This is a genomic window from Roseateles sp. GW821-FHT09G03, assembly GCF_059416045.1.
The window spans coordinates 1,342,669-1,362,104 of the sequence record NZ_JBWKOK010000001.1 but is presented as its reverse complement, the minus strand read 5'-3'; the positions used below and the strand labels follow the sequence as shown (position 1 = coordinate 1,362,104).

The 19,436-nt window shown below is 68.9% G+C and carries 17 protein-coding genes; 8 read left to right on the top strand and 9 right to left on the bottom strand.

Annotation, left to right across the window (positions count from 1 at the left end):
- Positions 1-319: 319 nt before the first annotated feature.
- Genes AC07OZ_RS06080 through AC07OZ_RS06060 form a run of 5 tightly spaced genes read left to right on the top strand, consistent with a single transcriptional unit; the run spans position 320 to position 9,340 of the window.
- Positions 320-2,527 (top strand): TonB-dependent receptor, encoded by a 2,208-nt coding sequence (locus AC07OZ_RS06080; RefSeq protein WP_495466492.1) that lies wholly within the window; start codon positions 320-322, stop codon positions 2,525-2,527.
- Between the two features lie 48 nt (positions 2,528-2,575).
- Entirely contained in the window at positions 2,576-4,009 is a 1,434-nt protein-coding gene (locus AC07OZ_RS06075; RefSeq protein WP_495466255.1) for a tetratricopeptide repeat protein, read from the top strand.
- 14 nt (positions 4,010-4,023) lie between these two features.
- Positions 4,024-6,765, top strand: a complete 2,742-nt coding sequence (locus AC07OZ_RS06070; protein ID WP_495466254.1) for an ABC transporter substrate-binding protein — start codon at positions 4,024-4,026, stop codon at positions 6,763-6,765.
- Positions 6,762-7,622 (top strand): ABC transporter permease, encoded by an 861-nt coding sequence (locus AC07OZ_RS06065; RefSeq protein WP_495466253.1) that lies wholly within the window; start codon positions 6,762-6,764, stop codon positions 7,620-7,622. Before AC07OZ_RS06070 ends, AC07OZ_RS06065 begins: the two co-directional genes overlap by 4 nt.
- Positions 7,619-9,340 carry a dipeptide ABC transporter ATP-binding protein gene (locus tag AC07OZ_RS06060; protein WP_495466252.1) on the top strand — a complete coding sequence of 574 codons (1,722 nt, stop codon included), beginning with the start codon at positions 7,619-7,621 and terminating at the stop codon, positions 9,338-9,340. Before AC07OZ_RS06065 ends, AC07OZ_RS06060 begins: the two co-directional genes overlap by 4 nt.
- 49 nt (positions 9,341-9,389) lie before the next feature.
- Here AC07OZ_RS06060 and AC07OZ_RS06055 read toward each other — a convergent pair whose 3' ends face one another.
- Positions 9,390-9,677 carry a YMGG-like glycine zipper-containing protein gene (locus AC07OZ_RS06055; RefSeq protein ID WP_495466251.1) on the bottom strand — a complete coding sequence of 96 codons (288 nt, stop codon included), beginning with the start codon at positions 9,675-9,677 and terminating at the stop codon, positions 9,390-9,392.
- Positions 9,678-9,947: 270 nt separating this feature from the next.
- Here AC07OZ_RS06055 and AC07OZ_RS06050 point away from each other — a divergent pair, with 270 nt between their 5' ends.
- The gene (locus AC07OZ_RS06050) at positions 9,948-11,267 is read left to right on the top strand and encodes an immunoglobulin domain-containing protein (RefSeq protein WP_495466250.1); all 1,320 of its coding nucleotides are present in this window, start codon (positions 9,948-9,950) and stop codon (positions 11,265-11,267) included.
- 89 nt (positions 11,268-11,356) lie between these two features.
- On the opposite strand, the gene AC07OZ_RS06045 is transcribed toward AC07OZ_RS06050, so the two are convergent.
- The gene (locus tag AC07OZ_RS06045; RefSeq protein WP_495466249.1) at positions 11,357-12,205 is read right to left on the bottom strand and encodes a hypothetical protein; all 849 of its coding nucleotides are present in this window, start codon (positions 12,203-12,205) and stop codon (positions 11,357-11,359) included.
- A gap of 16 nt (positions 12,206-12,221) precedes the next feature.
- Positions 12,222-12,896 (bottom strand): DUF6345 domain-containing protein, encoded by a 675-nt coding sequence (locus AC07OZ_RS06040; protein WP_495466248.1) that lies wholly within the window; start codon positions 12,894-12,896, stop codon positions 12,222-12,224.
- A 230-nt stretch (positions 12,897-13,126) separates the two neighbouring features.
- Between AC07OZ_RS06040 and AC07OZ_RS06035 the strand changes: the two genes are divergently transcribed.
- Positions 13,127-13,996 carry an NmrA family NAD(P)-binding protein gene (locus tag AC07OZ_RS06035; RefSeq protein ID WP_495466247.1) on the top strand — a complete coding sequence of 290 codons (870 nt, stop codon included), beginning with the start codon at positions 13,127-13,129 and terminating at the stop codon, positions 13,994-13,996.
- Positions 13,997-14,045: 49 nt separating this feature from the next.
- On the opposite strand, the gene AC07OZ_RS06030 is transcribed toward AC07OZ_RS06035, so the two are convergent.
- The 4 genes from AC07OZ_RS06030 to AC07OZ_RS06015 are packed head-to-tail and all read right to left on the bottom strand — an operon-like array spanning position 14,046 to position 16,062.
- Positions 14,046-14,420, bottom strand: a complete 375-nt coding sequence (locus AC07OZ_RS06030) for a hypothetical protein (RefSeq protein WP_495466246.1) — start codon at positions 14,418-14,420, stop codon at positions 14,046-14,048.
- Positions 14,420-15,214 carry a hypothetical protein gene (locus AC07OZ_RS06025; protein WP_495466245.1) on the bottom strand — a complete coding sequence of 265 codons (795 nt, stop codon included), beginning with the start codon at positions 15,212-15,214 and terminating at the stop codon, positions 14,420-14,422. The genes AC07OZ_RS06030 and AC07OZ_RS06025 overlap by 1 nt, the downstream gene beginning before the upstream one ends.
- Positions 15,215-15,247: 33 nt before the next feature.
- Positions 15,248-15,565, bottom strand: coding sequence for a hypothetical protein (locus AC07OZ_RS06020; RefSeq protein ID WP_495466244.1), 318 nt, complete (start codon positions 15,563-15,565; stop codon positions 15,248-15,250).
- Entirely contained in the window at positions 15,562-16,062 is a 501-nt protein-coding gene (locus AC07OZ_RS06015) for a hypothetical protein (protein ID WP_495466243.1), read from the bottom strand. Before AC07OZ_RS06015 ends, AC07OZ_RS06020 begins: the two co-directional genes overlap by 4 nt.
- A 112-nt stretch (positions 16,063-16,174) precedes the next feature.
- Here AC07OZ_RS06015 and AC07OZ_RS06010 point away from each other — a divergent pair, with 112 nt between their 5' ends.
- On the top strand, positions 16,175-16,519 hold the full coding sequence (locus AC07OZ_RS06010; RefSeq protein WP_495466242.1) for a hypothetical protein: 345 nt from the start codon (positions 16,175-16,177) through the stop codon (positions 16,517-16,519).
- Positions 16,520-16,723: 204 nt separating this feature from the next.
- Here AC07OZ_RS06010 and AC07OZ_RS06005 read toward each other — a convergent pair whose 3' ends face one another.
- Entirely contained in the window at positions 16,724-17,686 is a 963-nt protein-coding gene (locus AC07OZ_RS06005) for an alpha/beta fold hydrolase (protein WP_495466241.1), read from the bottom strand.
- 122 nt (positions 17,687-17,808) lie between these two features.
- On the bottom strand, positions 17,809-19,293 hold the full coding sequence (locus tag AC07OZ_RS06000; protein WP_495466240.1) for a chitosanase: 1,485 nt from the start codon (positions 19,291-19,293) through the stop codon (positions 17,809-17,811).
- Positions 19,294-19,436 lie beyond the last annotated feature (143 nt).

The following is a 19,436-nucleotide window of genomic DNA, read 5'->3' as shown; positions in this document are numbered from 1 at the left end:
TTCAGACGCCTGGAAATCCAGAGAAACCTTTCGGCGTATCGATATTCGATGACAGCGTGTCGGGATGCGCTAGCCCAGAGGGAAACGCACCGCACAGCGCCCGTCGCGCCGCCTTGTGCGCATATCGATGCGCCGATTCCTTCGTCGCACGGAATCCGCACGATTCCTAAAGTCGCCGCTGGCCCGGAAATACAACGGCCACCTTCGGCAACCGCCACGGACGTGCACGGGCCGGCCGAAGTCAGATCAACAAATGAAGAAGATCGGGATCGGTATGCGAGTGGGTAAACAAGTAGGTGCGCGAAGTGAATTGAAAGCGGTGTCCGTGGCCGTGCTGGCCATGCTGGGCGCCTCGGCGATGGCGCAGAGCGCCCCGACGTCGGCCACCGAAAAGCCGGCGGTGAGCGCGGCTTCAACGGCCACGTTGGACCGCGTCGAGGTGACCGCGCAGCGGCGCGTCGAATCGGCGCAGGAGGTCGGCGTGGCGGTGAGCGTGCTGTCGGGCGACGAGCTCCGCGCCAAGGGCATCACCAGCGTCAACAAGCTGCAGAACGAGATCCCCAGCCTGGAGATCGAGCCCGCCTTCGGCAGCGGCCAGCCGCAGTTCCGCATCCGCGGCATCGGCTTCCAGGACTACGGCAGCAACAACTCCTCGCCGGTCGGCGTCTACCTGGACGAGGTGTCCTTCGCCTTCCCGGTGCAGACGCAGGGCCTGCTGTTCGACCTCGAACGCGTCGAGGTCCTGCGCGGTCCGCAGGGAACGCTCTACGGCAAGAACACCACCGGCGGCGCGATCAACTTCGTGTCCAAGGCGCCGACGAAGCAGACCGAGTTCGGCGGATCCATCGGCATCGGCTCGTACGGCGCGAAGACGGCGCAGGGCTTCGTCTCCGGCGCGCTGAGCGACACGGTGCGCGGGCGGCTGTCCGTCGCCACCGAGCAGGACGGCGGCTGGCAACGCAACCGGGCCACCGGCGAGAAGCTCGGCGACAAGAACATCAGTGCGCTGCGCGGTCAATTCGAATGGGACGTGACGCGCGACCTGACCGCGAAGCTGAGCATCAATCACAACATCGACAAGTCCGATGTCCAGGGGCTCTACCTCTTCACGGCGCGGCCCACGTACGGTTTCGCCGCGGACACCAGCCGCCGGTCGACCGGGTGGGGTTTCGCGAGCGACTTCGCCGCCTTGGTCGGCGAGTCGGCCAACGCCAAACCGCACAAGGACAACAGCGCCACCAACGTCGCACTGACGCTGAACTGGGACCTCGGCGCCACGCAGCTGACCAGCATCACCGCGCACCAGCGCTTCGATCGCAAGGAGCTCGCGGACTGGGACGGCACGGAGATCAACCACTCGGACGTGTTCTGGAAGGACAAGGCCACCACGCTGAGCCAGGAAGTGCGGCTCGCGTCCAAGGGCACGAGCAGCTTCAACTGGGTCGGCGGCGTCTTTGCCTCGCGCGAGAAACTCAGCGAGGACTGGACCACCGACTTCCGCCGCGACTACGGCCTGATCACGCGCACCCGCTACGACCAGACCGGTCGCACCTGGGCCGTGTTCGGGCAGGTGGACCAGGCGCTGAGCAAGGACCTGAAGCTGGTCGTCGGCCTGCGCCAGGAGCATGAGAAGCGCGCCATCGACGACTTCAGCACCAACACCACGCCGGTCGTTCCCGGCCTGGGCGTCAACGGCGCGGCGCAGTCGCTGTCGAAGGACAACACGTCGGGCAAGCTGGCGTTGGAGTACACGCCAGCGGCGGGGCAACTGCTGTACGGCTCGATCAGCCGCGGCGTGAAATCCGGCGGCATCACCGCGCACAACACCTTCAACACGCTGGCGCTGGAACCGTTCCAGCCCGAGAAGCTGCTGGCCCTCGAGCTCGGCTACAAGGCGGACCTGAGCCGCAGCCTGCGCGTCAACGCGGCGATCTTCCATTACGACTACCGCGACCAGCAGTTCCAGGACGTGACGACGACGGCCACCGGCGCGCTGGTCGGCAAGATTATCAACATCGACAAGTCCAAGGTCGACGGCGGCGAGGTCGAAGTGCAGTGGCGCCCGCTGGCCGGACTGACGATCGGTCAGGCGCTGGGCTACAAGCGCGCGAAGTTCGACAGCTTCAACTCGCCGCTGCTGGGCGATCTGTCGGGTCGCGACCAGTTCCTGCCCAAGGTGAGCTATGGCGGCAACGTCGCGTATGCGTGGACGGCGGCGAGCTTCGACTGGCGCGTCGCGGCCGACTACTGCTATCACGCGAAGTACCCGTCGTGGCTGAACCTGCTCAACGTCGACGGCGGCAAGACCTACGACATCCCCAGCTACTGGCTCGCCAACGCGCGGGTGGAGGTGGCGCCGGTCAGTTCGCCGTGGTCCGTGCAGCTCGGCGTGCAGAACCTGTTCAACAAGCAGTACGACCTGACGCGCAACTTCTTCGGCAACCGGCCGAGCACGCAGGATGATTTGAACGTCGCGGCCGCGGGAGCGCCAAGAACAGTGACACTGACCTTGAGCTACAACTATTGAACTGCGCCTCGACCCGGGGCTGCGGCTTGAGCTCATGGAAGGACCGTCATGCTCTTGAATGACGAATTGGGCAATCCATTCCGCGCCGCGTCCGCGGACGTGCGCGCGGGGATCGACGATTTCATCGGAGGTCTGCTCGCTTACGAGACGCGCGCGGAGGGCATCCTGGCCGCCGCGCAGGCGCATCCGGATACCGTGCTGGCCCAGGTCTACGCGGGCTGGCTGTGGATGTTCCTGGAATCGCCGCAGGGACCGCCGCAGGCGCGGCCGTTCCTGCTGGCCGCCGAGCGGGCGTTGCGTGATCAACCCTCTGCCAGCGCCTCCGATGGCGCCACCGAGTCGCCGGACGCACGCGCTGCGGCGGAGCGCGAAGCCCGGCACGTGAAGCTGCTGGCGCACTGGGTCGACGGGGACGTGTCCGCCGCGCAGCGAGAGGCCGATGCGCTGGTCGAGCACTTCCCGCGCGATCTGCTCGTGGTGAAGCTGCGCCAGTACTTCGCATTCAACCGGGGCGACTCGCCCGCGATGTTGCGCGCGATCCTGCGCGTGCTGCCGCAGCACGCCGAGAACGCCTACGCCCACGGCATGGCCGCCTTCGCGTATGAGCAGTGCCACCTGCTGGAAGAGGCCGAGGCTGCGGCGCGCCGCGCGCTGGCGCTGAAGACGAACGAGCGCGAGCCGTGGGCGCAGCACGCGCTCGCGCATGTGCTTCTGACGACCGGCCGGATTGAGGAGGGTACTCGCCGGCTCGAAGGCTGGCGCCCGGGCTGGACCGGCTTGAACTCGTTCATGTCGACGCATCTGGCCTGGCATCTGGCCCTGTTCTACCTCGCGCGCGGACGCGACGAGGAAGCGCTCGCGCTGTACGACGGCGCGGTGTGGGGCGTGTCGACGAGCTACTCGCAGGACCAGGCCGGCGCGGTGCAGTTGCTCGCGCGCCTGGAGTGGTGCGGCGTGGACGTCGGCGATCGGTGGTCGGAACTGGCCGGCTTCATCGCCGAGCGCGGCATCGACACCGTTGAGCCGTTCCTGACCTTGCTCTATCTCTACGGCCTCGCGCGCGCTGGTCGGCCGGAGACAGAGGCGCTGCTGGCCGCCGTGCGCGAGGCCGACCACGGTCGTCGCAACGTGTGGGCCGACGTCGTGTGGCCCGCAGCGAACGGGCTGGTCGCGCATGCGCGCGGTGAGCCGGAACGCGCGTGGCATCCGTTGAGCCAGGCGCTGCCCGGTCTCGTGCACATCGGCGGCAGCCATGCGCAGCGCGACCTGTTCGCGCTGCTGCATGTCGATGCCGCCACGCACGCCGGCGAGCTGGTCGATGCGCAGCAGGCGCTGGAGGCCAAGCGACGCGTCGATCCGGACGAGGTGGCGATCAACCGCCGGCTCGCCGACCTCTATCGACAACTCGACCTGCCCACGCTGGCGGACGAGGCGCGGCGGCGCGTGGCCCGAGTGACGGCAGAATCCGGTCCGCGCGCATGACGATGGGAGAGGGGATGACTTCAAGGTTCGGGCACTGGGCCTCGCGAGCGAGTGCGGTGATCGCGATCGCGTTGATCGCGTGCTCCGGCGCGCTCGCGGCGGCGCCGGCCGAACGCGAGCTTCGCATCGCGATGCAGTTGGAGCCCCCGATCCTCGATCCCTCGTCCGGCGCCGCGGCGCCGATCGGCGAACTGGTCTACGGCAATCTCTTCGAGGGCCTGCTCACGCTGGGGGCGGACGGTCAGCCCAAGCCGCGCTTGGCCGCGAGCTGGGAGGTGCTGGACAACGGCCTGCACTACCGCTTCCAGCTGCGCGACGGCGTGCGCTTCCACGACGGCACCGTCTTCGACGCGAGCGTCGCGAAGTTCGCGATCGACCGCGCCCGTGCGCCGGATTCGCCCAATCCGCAGCGCACCTCGCTGGCCGCGATCACGCGGGTGGTGGCGAGCGGTCCGCTGGTGCTCGACATCTGGCTGCGCGAACGCTCGGGCCGTCTGCCGATCGCGCTGTCGAGCGCCGCGCTGGTGATGGTCGCGCCCGCGACTGCGGACAACAACCGCACCACGCCGGTCGGCACCGGACCGTGGCGCTTCGAGCAATGGCGACGCGGTGACTCGGTCACGCTGCGCCGGAATGCCGACTACTGGGGCGCGAATACGGCGCCTGCATCCGCATCCGAGCCGGCATTGGCGCCGGCCTCCGGATCGACATCGACATCGACATCGACATCGACTTCCGTGTCGTCATCGGGCGCGGGTTCAGCCGGCAGCCTGAGGCCGGAGCGCTTGCGCTACCGTTTCATCGCCGATCCGACCGCGGCGTATGCGGCGCTGATGGCCGGCGACGTCGACCTGTTCTCCAATTTCCCATCGCCGGAGAACCTCGCGCAGTTCCGCGCCGACCGCCGCTTCGCCGTGGAGATCGGCAGCAGCGAAGGCGAGACCATCCTCTCCTTCAACCACCGCAACCCGCTGCTGGCGCAACTCGCCGTGCGGCGCGCGATCTCCCATGCGATCGATCGGCAGGCGCTGATCGACGGCGCAATGTTCGGCTACGGCGTGCCGATCGGCAGCCACTTCCCGCCTCACAACGCGGCGTATGTCGACCTGACCGCCGCGTCGAACTTCGACCTGGCGCGCGCGCGGGCGGTGCTCGCGGAGGCGGGCATCTCGCCGGCGGCCATCCCGCCCCTGCGGATGAAGCTGCCGCCGACGTCCTATGCGCGGCGCTGCGGCGAGATCCTCGCCTCGCAGCTCGCGGCGATCGGCCTGCGGGTGCAGATCCAGAACCTCGAGTGGGCGCAGTGGCTGGACCAGGTCTACACGCGCCATGACTTCGACCTCACCGTCATCGTCCACGCGGAGCCGCAGGACTACGACATCTACGGCCGAGAGGGCTACTACTTCGGTTACCGCAGCCCGACCTACCAGGCGCTGCTGCGCGCCCTGGACGCGACCACCGACCCGGCGGAACAACGCGAACGGCTCCAGGCGATCCAGCGCCAGCTCAGCGACGACGCGGTCAACGGCTTCCTGTTCCAGTACCCGCGCTTGCTGGTGCGTCGCGTGGACCTGCAGGGTCTTGCCATCAGCGGCATCGGCAACGTGGAGTTCGGGCGGGCGTTCTTCGACGGCACCGGCGCGAGCGGAGCGGGCGATGCCGAGGTAGGCGGCCCGGGCGCTTCGACCGGATCTGCCGGATCTGCCGGATCGACCGGCGCACGGTGGTCCTTCCTGGCCATCGGCCTCTTCGGCGCGGCGCTGGCGGCGGCATGGCTCGTGTGGGTCGGACGCCGTTGCGATCCCGGATGGTTGGCGGCGCGCGGCGTAAGCCTCGCACTGACCCTGGTCCTGGCGAGCTTCGTCGTCTTCGCGCTCGTGCAGCTGGCGCCGGGCGATCCGGCGCGGCAGATCCTGGGACTGCAGGCCGATGAGGCGACGGTCGCGCAGTTGCGCCGGGAACTCGGCCTCGACGCGCCCTGGCCGAGCCGCTACCTCGACTGGGTTGCCGGACTGCTGCGCGGCGACTTCGGCACCAGCATCACCTACCGCGTGCCGGTGGCCGGCCTGCTGCTGGAGCGCCTGCCCTTGAGCGTGCCGCTGGCGCTGTACGCGCTGCTGCTCGCGGTCGCGATCGCGGCGCCGGCCGGGCTGGGCGCGGCATGGCGTCCCGGGAGCCGGCTGGACCGTGTCATCGATCAACTCAGCCAGCTCGGCCTCGCGGTGCCGAATTTCTGGCTCGGCCTGTTGCTGAGTCTCGTCTTCGCCGTCGGCCTGCGCTGGGTGCCCGCCGGCGGTTTCGAAGGCTGGGGTCAGGGCTTGTCGTCCGGCCTGGCGGCGTTGACGCTGCCGGCGATCGCGCTGGCGTTGCCGCAGGCGGCCATCCTGGCGCGCGTGCTGCGGGGCAGCCTGCTCGACCTTGGCGGCGAGGATTTCCTGCGCACCGCGCGCGCCAAGGGCGCCGGCGACTGGCGCGTGCTGTGGCGCCATGCGCTGCCCAACGCGGCGCTGCCGCTGCTCACGCTGCTGGGTTTGCAGCTGTCCTTCCTGCTGGCGGGGTCCGTGATCATCGAGAACGTCTTCTTCCTGCCCGGCCTGGGCCGGCTGCTGTTCCAGGCGGTCGCGCAGCGCGATCTCGTGCTGGTGCAGAGCGTGGTGCTGCTGCTGGTCGCGACGGTGGTGCTGCTGTCCTTCATCGTCGACCTCAGCGGCCGGGCCGCCGATCCGCGGCTGTCGCGCGCGGGAGGGCAGTCATGAGCGCGCGCCTTCCCGGTCTTCCGGGTCTTCCCGGCCGGCTCATCACCGGCCTCGTGTTGAGCGCCGTCCTGTCCGCGCTGGCGCTGCTGTCGCTGGCGTGGACGCCCTGGGATCCCGCGGCGCTGGACCTGCCCGCGCGCCTGCAGGGACCGTCGTGGACGCACTGGCTGGGCACCGACGCGCTCGGCCGGGACGTGCTGTCGCAGCTGATGCGCGGCGGCGCGACCTCGCTGGGCGTGTCGCTGCTGGCCGTGGCGCTGGGCGCCGGTGTCGGCGTGCCGCTGGGCCTGTGGGCGGCGGCGCGCGGCGGTGTGGCCGACGAGCTGCTGATGCGCGGCAATGACCTTGTCTTCGCCTTCCCGTCATTGCTGCTGGCGGTGCTGCTGAGCACGGCGCTCGGGCCCGGCGCGATCAACGCGATCCTGGCAGTGGGCGTCTTCAACATCCCCGTCTTCGCGCGTCTGACGCGCGGCGCGGCGCTGCCGTTGTGGCAACGCGAGTTCACGCTGGCCGCGCGCGTGGCCGGCAAGGGCGCGTGGCGCATCTCGATCGAGCATGTGCTGCCCAACCTGGCCGGGCTGCTGCTGGTGCAACTGAGCATCCAGCTCGCCCTCGGCCTGCTGGCGGAGACGGGGCTCTCCTACCTCGGCCTCGGCACGCAGCCGCCGCAACCGAGCTGGGGCCGCATGCTGGCCGATGCGCAGACGCTGACGGCGCTCGCGCCGACGCTGGCGGTGTTTCCCGGCCTGGCGGTGGCGCTGTCGGCGCTGGCCTTCCAGTTGCTGGGCGACGGATTGCGCGAGCGCTTGAACCCGCGATTCGCCCGCCTGGGCCGATTGGATCGGACATTCCCATGACGGCGACACTTTCTCCGACCCTCGCTCCGGCCGCCGCCGCGCTGCTGCGCGTGCGCGAGCTCTCGCTACGCGCTGGCGAGCGTCGCTTGTTGTTCGTGCCCGAGCTGGACATCGCCGCGGGCGAGATCGTCGGCCTGGTCGGCGAGTCGGGATCCGGCAAGTCGTTGACGGCGTTGGCCTTGCTGGGCTTGCTGCCGCCGGAGTTGTCGCGACGAGGCTCGCTGCATCTGGAGGGCGTCGACCTCGGCGCGCTCGATGAAGCCGGCTGGCGGCGCGTGCGGGGCGCTCGCGTGGGGCTTGTGTTCCAGGAGCCGATGACGGCGCTGAATCCGCTGATGCCGATCGGCGCGCAGATCGAGGAAGCGCTGCGCTTGCACGGACGCGGCAACGCGGCCGAGCGGCGGGCGGAAGTGGCGCGCCTGCTGGAGCGGGTCGGGCTGACGTCGGCCGGCGTCGATGCGCGTCGTTATCCGCATGAGCTGTCCGGCGGTCAACGCCAACGCGTCGCCATCGCGATCGCGGTGGCCTGCAAGCCGCGGCTGCTGATCGCCGATGAGCCGACCACGGCGCTCGATGTGCGCAGCCAGGCGCAGATCCTCGAGCTGCTGCGGCGACTGGCGCGCGAGGACGGGTGCGGACTGCTGCTGATCACGCACGACCTCGGCGTGGTCGCGGAGATGGCGGATCGGCTGGTCGTGCTGCGGCAGGGGGAGGTGCAGGAGCAGGGGCCGCTGCGGCAGTTGCTCGATCCGCCGCGGCATCCGTACACGCGGGCGCTGGTCGAGCAATCGCGGCTGACCGCGGCATTACCGCGTGAGACATCGTCGGAGGCCGGAACCGGCGAGGGCAACGGGCCCATCGTGCCCTTGCTGTCGCTGCGCGAGATCGTGTGCGACTACCCGGCCGCCGATCGCAGTTTCTTCCGTCCGCGCCGGCGCGTGCGGGCCATCGACCGCGTGAGCTTCGACGTGCTGCCTGGCGAGCGCGTCGGGCTGGTCGGCGAGTCCGGCAGCGGCAAGTCCACGCTGTTGCGCACGGTGCTCGGCGTGCAGCGTCCGGCATCGGGCGAGGTCCGGCTGGCCGGCAAAAAATTCACCGGCGCGGAGACGGCCTTGCGCCGTCGCGTGCAGATCGTGTTCCAGGATCCCTATGGCAGTTTCGATCCGCGCTGGCGCGTGGAGCGCCTGCTCGCGGAACCCTTGCACCTGCTCCGACCGGCGTTGAGCGAGACGCAGGCGCGCGAGCGTGCCGTCGATCTGCTGGCGCAGGTCGGCCTCGGCGCCGACGCGCTGCGGCGTTTCCCGCACGAGTTCTCCGGCGGTCAGCGCCAGCGGCTCGCGATTGCGCGTGCGCTGATGGTCGAGCCCGACCTGCTGGTGCTGGACGAGGCGGTCTCGGCGCTGGACGTGTCGCTGCGGGCGCAAGTCCTGGCCCTGCTGGAGCGCCTGTGCCGCGAGCGCGGCGTTGCCACGCTGTTCGTCACGCACGACCTGGCCGTGGTGCGCGCGGTGACGGATCGCGTCCTCGTGCTGCAGCAAGGCCGCATCGTGGAGGAGGGCGCCACGGCAGACGTCTTCGCGGCGCCGCGCCATGCGTACACGCAGGCGCTGCTCGCGGCGGCGCCGGACCTGGATCGCGCGTTGGCGGCGAGGCGCGCCGCCGCCGATGCGGCGGCGCAGCACCTCACCCCGCCCCGCGAGCACGGCGTCGCCCTTTGATGCCGCGGACATCCGCGGCCCGGAGCGCGGCCCGGAGCGCGGCCTCCGATCAGCGGACCGGGCGGCGGCGTCCGTCTTCGTCGACCCAGTAGCGGCCGCCGTTCCCGTCCGAATAGACCTCGCGTTCACGGCCGTCGATGAGCAGCCGCCCGATGACGGCGCCGGCCACGGCGCCCACCACCGCGCCCGTCACGGCGCTGCCGCCGGTCACGGCGCCGATGACCGCGCCGCCGACGGCGCCCACGCCTGCGTTGCGGGCATCCTGGTGCGCGCAGCCGACCGTCATGGCGGCACAGACGGCGACGAGCGCCGCGTTCCTGATCAGGGATGTAGTCATGGGGAACCTCTACGCTGTTGGTTGAGTCCACGCCATCGGAGGCGTGCGTTCCCAGGCAGGGCAAGCCCCGTGCCTTGCAGCGGCCCGTGAAGGTTGCGCGCGAAGGAGGTAGGCGCGGCGTGAACCCCCTGATGGCGGGGAATCGTTGGCATCCGTGCCACAGAATGGACGTCGGCCGCCTCCTATACTCGCCGCCGCGAAAACGCCGAGCGGTCCCGTCGATGGACCGCCGCGCAACGTCTTGTCAACGGGGGAGGACCCATGGTTTCAATGAAGCGCAAGAACGCCGCCATGCTGGCGGCGATGTCGGTCATGGTCGCGGCCTGCGGCGGTGGCGGCAGCGACGACAGCTCGGGCAAGGCCGGGACGTCCACGAACACGACGGTGGACGCGCCCGCGATCGCCACGCAGCCGGCCAACGCCTCGGTGCTCACCGACGGCACCACCACCTTCACGGTCGTGGCCACGGGCACGGGTCTCGGCTACCAGTGGAAGAAGAACGGCGGGGCCATTTCGGGCGCCACGGCCGCGTCGTACCAGACGCCGGCGGTCACGTTCGCGGACCACGGCGCGCAGTACACGGTCGTGGTGACGAACTCGGCCGGCAGCGTCACGAGCTCGGTCGCGCAGCTCACGCTGAAGCTCAGCGCCAACCAGCAGGCCTTCGAGAACCTGATCCTGGCGCCCAGCGCGGGCAGCTACTTCCTGCACTGGAACCTGAACTACGCCGGCGGGCAGATCAGCGGCACGAACTACGCGTATTCCGACTTCGGCCTGCTGACCGTCTCGCCGCTGACCAGCGGCCCGCAGACCAACGCGCAGAGCGCGGCGCACAACATCTCGGCCACGCTGGCGCTGCCCACCACGTCGTCGCCGACGCGCGTGCTCAAGAACGGCGCCGTGGTCGTCGTCGGGACCTCGAACAAGGTGACCTACGTGGCCAGCGACGTGCGCGTCGACACGCTCGCCGCGGACAACACCACGGTGGCGATCTCGGAGGTCCGCAGCAACTACGAGACCGTGGCGCTGACCGGCACCATCGCCGCGACGCCGGTGGACTTCGCGCACTTCCACAACTCGTTCTTCTCGAACGCGGGCGTCCTCAACCCGGCCGCCACCTATTCGGCGGGCTCGAGCTACGTCAAGTTCGCGCAGACGAACAAGGGTGACCGCTTCAACGCCTTCGACTGCACGACGGCGACCACCGGCGCCAGTGTCACGCCGTGCCGCGTCAACATGACGCTGACGAACGCGATGACCGCAGGCATCGTCTCCAACAGCGACGGGACCACGTACCGGCTGGCGGACGGCGCGGTCCGCACGGTCGACGGCGTGCCGGTCTGGGTGGCGACCAACCCGCGTCCGCTGTCGGCGACGCTGAGCACGACGGTGCAGTACCGCATCTACTTCGAGCTCAACGGCAACGTCTACACCGGCGCGCTGATCAAGGACGGCACGGTGCTGGGCGGCAGCTACTACGTGTCCAACCCGAACGGCGCCACGGCCGTCGACCGGCTGACCTTCCTGCCCTTCGACATCCGCATGAACAAGGCCGCGCATGACAGCATCGCGGCGGCGATGAAGATCTGACGACGCTATCGCCGGGCTGAGAGGCCTCCTCGGTCCCCATCGCCGCCGGTGTTCCGCGTTGACTGCGGAGCACCGGCGGCGATTTCCTTTCATGCCGTCAACAGGCTCGGCCGCACCTGCTGCCAGCGCTTGCGCTTGGCATCCGCCTCGCCGAGGTCGGTGGCCGCGACGTACGCGATGAACTCGTAGCGCGGCAACTGCTCGGTGTTCACCTCGCCGCGCAGCACGTAGGTCGGCACGAGCACGCTCTGGACCTCGGTCGGCGGGATGGACAGCAGGCCCAGCGCCACCGAGCTCACCGTCACCTTGGCGCGCTCGTCCAGTCCCGCCATGGCCTCGCTGGCGGCGAAGCGGCGCATCGCCTCCTCCGGCTCGACGCTGGTCCGCGCGCCGATGCGCTCGACCGCCCGCGCGAAGCGGTAGGCCTGCATCATCTGCCCGTCCGCCGCGACGGTGACCTGGGCCTTCGCGCCCGGTCCCACGAGCGGCAGGCCGTCGAGCGCGTAGCGGTAGTTGACCTGCAGGCCGACCACCTTGCGCTCGCCCTCGCGCTGGTCGCGGGTGGCCTTGAGCACGGTCAGCTCGGTCACCGAGTGGACGTCGGGCCGCGCGTAGTCGTCGCCGATCATCGCCATCACGCGCTTGGCGGTGTCCAGCGCGCGCTCGCGGTCGGGCGGGTCGAGGATCAGGTTGCGGCCCTCGGCATCGATGTCCAGGCGTTCGATGCGCAGGGAGTGGCTGGCCTGGTAGACCTCGAGCGCCGAGGTCTCGTTGCGGCACACGTACCACGCGCCGGCATCGGCGACCTCGCCCTTCATGTCGAAGCGGGCGGCCAGGCGGGCGACCTTGTCCGGCGTCCAGGTGGGCGGCAGGGCCGCATAGACGGGCAGCTCGCGGTTGACGCGCGGCAGGTCGGGAAACTGGATCTTCACACTCATCTCGTACTCCTTGGATTCAGCAGGCGCCGCGGGCGTAGTAGAGGACGTTGGGGCTGTCCGGGTCCGCCGAGACGCTGCCCTTGCCCCACCAGTGGTCGTTGTAGGTGTCGGTGCCTTCGGCGTCGGCCCGCAGGTAGGCCCATTGCGTGTCCGAGCCTTCGGTGTCCTGGCAGGCCTTGATCCAGGCGCGGCGGACGGTCTCGCCGCTGTTCAGGTACTGCGCCAGGATGCGGCCGCGGTCGGCCTCGTCGGAGGTGGTGGTGTGGAAGCCGAGGATGTAGTGCAGGCCCTTGAAGACCGGCCAGCCCCAGCGGCTGAACACGCCGCTTTCCTCCAGCACGTTGCAGGCGTCGAGCGCGATCCACTCGAGGTCCTGGTCGCCCCATCGGATCTCGGTCGGCCGCGCCAGCGCGTCGTCGATCTTCACGCCGAAGTGGAAGCCGCCCGGCGAGCCGTGGCCCGAGAAGAACACCATGTCGACGTTGTCGGCCCAGATCGTGTCGGCGCCCGAGGCGGGCGAGCCCACGCCCTGCTGCTCGAAGTCGCGGTCCCACGCGAGGTCGTCGCCCCACTGGAAGCGGCGCGTGGCGCTGAGCGTGTTGTAGAAGCCCTCGGCCTGGGGCTTGGTGTTGGTGAGGTTGGACGCCAGCCCGTGGTACTGGCGCACCCATTCGATTCCGATACTGCCCATGTGAACTCCCCTTTGAACAGCGCGACGGCTGTGATTGCGAGGGCGCAAAGATGCGCCGGGGAGGGTGGGGCGGGCAACGCTGGAACTAGGGAGGCGGCGGGGGAGCCGGGGATCAAGCTAGGGGGGCGTGCGGGCAGCGGCGATAGGATCGCTGCCACGGCGGGCGACGCGTTTGCCCCGATCGAACCGGGCTGCTCCACGGTGGACGGCCGTCTGAAAGGAACACGACGATGATGATCATCATGGGTGCGTTCGGGCATGTGGGTTCCGAGGTGGTGAAAGCCTTGCTGCGCGATGAGCAGGAGGTCATCGTCGTGACGCACGATCCGGGGCACGCGTGGCGATGGGAAGGGACCGGCGCGCAGGTCGCGCTCGCGGATGTGAATGATCCCGACGCCTTGCGCGCGGTGTTCAGGCAGGGGCGACGGGCGTTCCTCCTGAATCCACCGGCGGCGGTGGATGGGGATACCGACAAGACCGAGCGGCGCACGGTGGCGCGCATGCTCGAAGCCTTGCAGGGCAGCGGGCTGGAGAAGGTGGTGGCCGAGTCGACCAGCGGTGCCCGTCCCGGCGAGCGCCTGGGCGACCTGAACGTGCTGTGGGAGTTGGAGGAGAGGCTGCAGCATCAGCCGATTCCTGCGGCGATCAATCGCGCCGGGTTCTACATGTGCAACTGGGATGCGCAGCTCGATGCGGTACGTGAGACGGGGGAACTCGTCTCGCTGTTCCCCGCCGACTTGCGTCTGCCGATGGCCGCTCCGCGCGATCTCGGCGAGATCGCGGCGCGCCGGCTGATCTCATCGCTCGACGACGTCGGTGTCCAGAATGTGGAAGGCCCTGAGCGCTACAGCGCCAATGACGTCGCGGCCGCCTTCGCCGCGGCGTTGCAGCGGGACGTCCGCGTGGTGGTCACGCCGCGGGAGCAGTGGGAGGCGTCGTTCCGCGGATTGGGGTTCTCGCAGGCAGCGGCAGAGTCCTATGCGCGGATGACCGGCGCCACGCTGGATGGCCTCGATCTGCCCGACGTGTCCATCAAGGGCCGCGTCACGATCGACGAGTACATCCGCGATCTGGTGGAGGCGACGCGTCCGTCGATGTGATCAGCGTGGGGGCCGCGCATTCCGTCGGACATGCGCGATCCCTCCTTGCCTACAAGCAGCGTCCCTGCACCACGCATGCCGCGATCAGGAGAAGCACCGGGGCCATCGCGCCGGCCAAAGCCGAGAGGGTCAATCCTGCGGCGATCTTTCCTGACAAAGACCAGCCTCGTAGCAGCGTCCGCATGAGGACGGACGCGGCCAGCAGGGGAACGGCATACGCCGCGGCAAGCGTCGGGAAGTGGATCAGGCCGTCGTCGGGCGTGACCGCGCGCATCGCGACGTAGAGCAATGTGGTCGACGCCAGCAGCACGGCCATCGACGCGGCGCCGTACGCCAGCAACGTGGACCTGCGCATGCCAAACCAGGCCAGGCCGATCAACGCGATCGCGAGCGGCACGAAAAAGAAGAGCTGCGCTCGAAGCATCAGCAGCCGAACGCCGTCAGATAGGTCGTCGGCGGGTTCTTTCCTGGCCGGGCCCGGCTCGACAGCACCAAGGCCTCATGGGACGAGTTTGAGCCGTTGAGGTGGAACAGGAAGTCCGGCCGCCCATCGCCGTCGAAATCGCCCAACGCTTCGATCGTCACGTCCCAGCCATAGCCGCCGAGGTCGTACTCATACCGTTGGCCTTCGATCTCGAGCGTGAACTGCGTGCCCTCACCAAACGGCCGGCCGTCGGGGGTCCGGAAGCCGTTCTGCAGCGTGAAGGCATACGGCAGTCCGCCGAGCTGGAGCTGGAAGCGATGACCCAGCTCCGGCACCAGGCGTGTCGTTCCGTTCTTGAATCGATGCAGGGGCACGACGGCGGCCTTAAGACGCGGACCGGGAAGTCGAACGTACACATCCCCGTCTTCAGAGGCTCCGCCGCTATCGTCCAGCTCGATCTCCTGCTGCTGCTCGGCGATCTGTCGATGCGCGAGGATGGGCTTGAACACGGTCTTCGCCTCGTTCGTGAAGAGCGGCCTCAGCGTCATCGTGGCGGCCTTGGCGTCGACGTGCATCGCCACCCAACCGTCCATCGGCCACTGTGCGGCGGGAAGCTTGTCGAACGGTGCTGGCACCTCGTAACTGCCCACGGAACCGCGCCACTCGCCTTGTTGCAGCATCACGCCGGGCGGCGCCAGTGCAGGCTCCGCGGCATGGACCAAGCTGGCCGAAACGATCAACGTGGAGGCCAATGCCCAGCGTTGAATCCGATGGCGGTCGATGGAAGAAAACATGATGAGGCAGCGTCAGTGAGCGCGGGTCGCAGCCTACCAGTTGAGATTGGCTGAGCGGCATGCACAAAGTGACTCACCTTTCGGCACCGCACGTCCGCACTTGTGGCAGGCGTCGTCCACCGCGAGATGGAGGGCCAAGGCTTTCGCCGCGCGCGGTTCGAGGCCAAGGAAGGTCTCTGCACACTTCGAGGCCTCAAGGCGACTGCTTTGGGCGAATGCGCCGAGGAGCGCCGCGTCTTCGTCGCTCAGGTCAGCGGGCCATACGACGAAGGTTCGACATTGGAGGCACTTGATGTGCGGGCGGCCGGCGGGGTCGATCAACGTCGCGCGTGTTGACTTGCTGCTGCTCATCGCGGTTCCCAAAGCGTCTGGTCTCGCCATGTGAAGATCACGAACCACGGCAGGCCGCCGATGTCGACGAGGATGGCCAGGAGCGCGAGGAGCGATGTACCCAAGTTGCCCCCACCAACGATGACGGCAATCACGGCGATCACGTTGCCGACAACGGGAATGCCGGAGACGTGTCGATGCTCAATCTGTGGATGCCGCCAGCGCAAGTACAACGGCCGGCCGAAAGCCAGCCAGATGTTGAAGAGCGCGAACACCAATGCCAGAGTCGCCAGGCCGATGGCGGTCCAGGAAAAAGAGGCAGGGAGCGTCGCGGTCGCCATTGAGTGAAAAACCAGCGCGAATGGTGAAACGCCCAGCGCGATCGCGGCGAGTCTACGAGCGATCGTCATGCGTCGAGTGTCGAAGGGGGCATGGCGATCGAGTGTATCGGCGGCGGGAGTCGAACGGGCCTTCGCTGGCAGCTCCGAAATCTCCCGCAGTGGAAGAGGGCCGACCATCCAGCGATCCGGCGATCCAGCGAATCGAATTCAGACATGTGAGATACCCGGTTCAGAAACCTCGGCGGCGGTGTTTCTGAAAGCTGCTCGTTCGCGCGGCGACACTAGGGCCATGTCCAAGTCAATGCGCGTGTTCTGTCTGCTGGCGGTCGTCGGGTTGATCGCCGCATCGACATGGCTCTACCTCCATGACATGAAGGCTCATGCCTATGCTGCGGCCTGGCTGGTCTACCTGGTTGCGGGCTTCAGCCTGATGGGCGAGGCGTTGGTGCCCGTGCGCAGCCCGGCGCGGCCGTACCGAGGAGAGTCCCGGTCAGAGCTGATGCGACGCGATCTTGAGAACCTGAAGAAGACCTATCCGAATTCGAAGTGGGCGGCCAACGCAGAAGCTGTTTATGCCGCATTCTTTCTGGGCTTCCTGGTCTGGACGGTGATCCTCGGCCTTCTGATGTTCTGACCCCTGAGGCGAGATCCATGCGTGAACCCCTCATCGACCCCCGCAGGCCGCCCGCACATCAAGGACCACCGCTTTCAGCTCCAACTCCGCGGACTGTCCTAAGCCTTCACTCTTCAGAACGGATTCCGGACCGCAGTGACAGGGCATGGCATTCGCGCGGAGCACGAAGCTCGACACCGCAGGATGGGCGCCACCATCCTCACTTCACCGCAATGCTGCTAGGAACTCCGCCACATCCTTCGCCGACCGCTCCGGAATCTCCCGCTGCGGCAGATGCCCGACATTCGGATAGACGATCAGCTTCGCGCCCGGGATCGCGGCGGCGAAGCGGCGCGAGTGCTCGACCGGGATCAGCGGGTCGTAGTCGCCGTGCAGCACCAGCGTCGGCACCTTCACGGTGGCGAGCAGCTCTTTCGTCGCCGTCGCGTGACTCGCCGGCGAGGCCGACATCAGGATGTCCCGATGGCCCGGATAGCGCTGGTAACGCGCCCAGCGATCGATCACCGCGTCGGTGATCAGCGCCTTGTCATGCACCTGCGCGGTCAGGCCCTGCTTGATCAGCGGACGGTTGTCGATGCTGGCCAGCAAGTCCCGACCCCACTGGTATTGCAGCAGCCGGAAGGCGAGTGAAGGACTTGCGCCGGTGGCATCGCTGGGCCAACCGGCCGCGGACACCAGCACCAGCGCCCGCACGCGCTCCGGTGCCGCCAGCGCGAGCTTCCACGCCACGCCGCCGCCCATCGAGTTGCCCGCCACGGCGAAGCGCTTCACGCCGATCTTGTCGGCGAAGCCCAGCACGATCGTGGTGAACGCGTTGCCATCGAGGACGAAGCCCGCCGGCGCGGCCGTCAGGCCGTGGCCGGGCAGGTCCAGGCTGATGACGCGCCACTTGTCGCGCAGCACCGGCGACCAGCCTTCCCACGTCGCATAGGAATCGCCGTAGCCATGCAGCAGTAGGAGCACCGGCGCGTCGGCCGGGCCTTCGTCGCGGTAGTGCAGCCGCAGGCCGGGGCTGACCTCGACGTAGCGCTCGTTCGGTGTCTGGAACTCGCGCTCCAGTTGCACGGCGGGCAGGTCGGGCGCGCGTAGCGACCACCAGGCGATGGCCGCGAGCGCGACCAGCGCCAGCAGCACGACGAGAACGGCATACGAAAGGATCTTGAGCAAGGCGGCAACTCCCACGGGTGCCGAGAGCCTAACCACCTTCGCGCCCGTCGTGCCACCGCCCCTTGGACGCATGCCGCATATGCAGATGCGGACTGCGCCCTTGGGGCGGTCTCAGGCGGCGATCACTTGATCGAGTAGCTGTCCCCGTACACCTTCCAGTTCAGCGGTGTCTTCAGGTCCAGGTTCCCCGCCTTGAGCCACACGCGCTGCGCGGTTTCCACGCGGCTCACGTCGCTGTGCGCCTCTTCGGTCTTCATCGCGGCCACGCGGGCATCGAGGAAGGCGTTGAGGTAGGTGACCTCGTTGCCGCCCTGCGCCGGCGTCTTGGCCTTGGCCATCGCCGCCTTCCGGATGCCGCCGAAGCTCACGCCGCTGTTGCCGGGCCCGTGCATCACGATCGCGTCGTAGTAGATGAACTGGCCGAGCGCCTTCAGCCCGTCGTTCTTGGCCTGCTGCACCGAGGGGTTGAAGTACGACCGGTCGCGCTCATGGTCCTGCGCCTGCTGGAAGACCGTGTCGCTCGCGGCCGTCTTCCAGTCGCCCTGGAAGTTGGGATCGAGGCCCGCGTGCGAGTCGCTGCCGTTGACCGAGCGCAGCGCGTTCAGGTACTTCGCCAGCACGTTGTTCGGCTTGACTGAGTTGTAGTACTGGACGAGCTCCAGCATGTCGCCGGTGCCCGAGCAGAAACCGATGATGCCCGCCGTGTAGCCGCGGCCGTCGCGGATGTCCTGGATGTAGCGGTACTGCGCCTTCCAGTCCAGCGACGAGTTCTCCGCGCTGGAGACGATCTGCATCGCGATGTCCTTGACCTTCGGATCGGACAGGCCGGCCGAGGGCGCCGGAGCGGGCGCGGGGGCCGGTGCCGGTGCGGGGGCAGGAGCCGGGGAAGGCGCGGGCGCCGGCGAAGGGGCCGGTGCCGGCGACGGCGCGGGCGCGGGAGCGCCGACCGCCTTCAGCTTCCATCGCTGGTTCGCGCCGCCGGTGCAGTCCCATTGCTGGATCGCGCCGCCGGCCGCCGTCGAATGGTCCTTCACATCGACGCACTTGCCGCTGTGGCGCGCCTTCAACGTGTAGCCGTCGGCGGACGGCGCGATCAGGAAGCGCTGGTTGTCCGTCGGCGCCGTCGCCCACTGCTGGATCAGCGCGCCGTTGGCGGTGGAGACGTCCGTCACGTCCAGCGACTTGCCGCTGGCGACGTTGACCAGGCGATAGCTGCCACCGGTGTCGGCGCGGAGTTCGAAGCGTTGCGAGGTCTGCGAAGACTGGGTGGAGCAGCGGTTCTGCTGCAGCTTCGTGCCGTTGGCGCCGACGTTGCCGGCGATGTCCAGGCACAGGCCGGACTCGCCCGATTCGATGGTGTAAATGCCGGCCGCGACGGTGACCGCGCCGGCGGCGAGCGCGCGCGCGTCCGGCGCGTTCTCGCTGGCGGCGGCGTCGGCGGCCGATGCCGCCGCATCGGCGGAATGGGCGAAGACGCTCTTGCCGGCGTCTTCGCCGCCTCCGCCGCAGGCGGTCAGGCAGGCACTGGCGACCGCCAGCAGCGCCGGCGCGGTCAGGAAACTCGAAGCACGCGGTGGCCGCGGAGCGGCGGGGAAGCGAGGGTTCATGACGGAGGTTCCGGAAAGAGGGGGGAGGGGTGCCGGCAGAGCCCGCCGCGTCGCCGCGAGCGCAGCGCGCGGGTCGGCGGACGGGGCCTGCCGGCGGGGGTGACGCGCGTCGAGTGACGCGCGCCGGGTCGGGCGTACCGGAT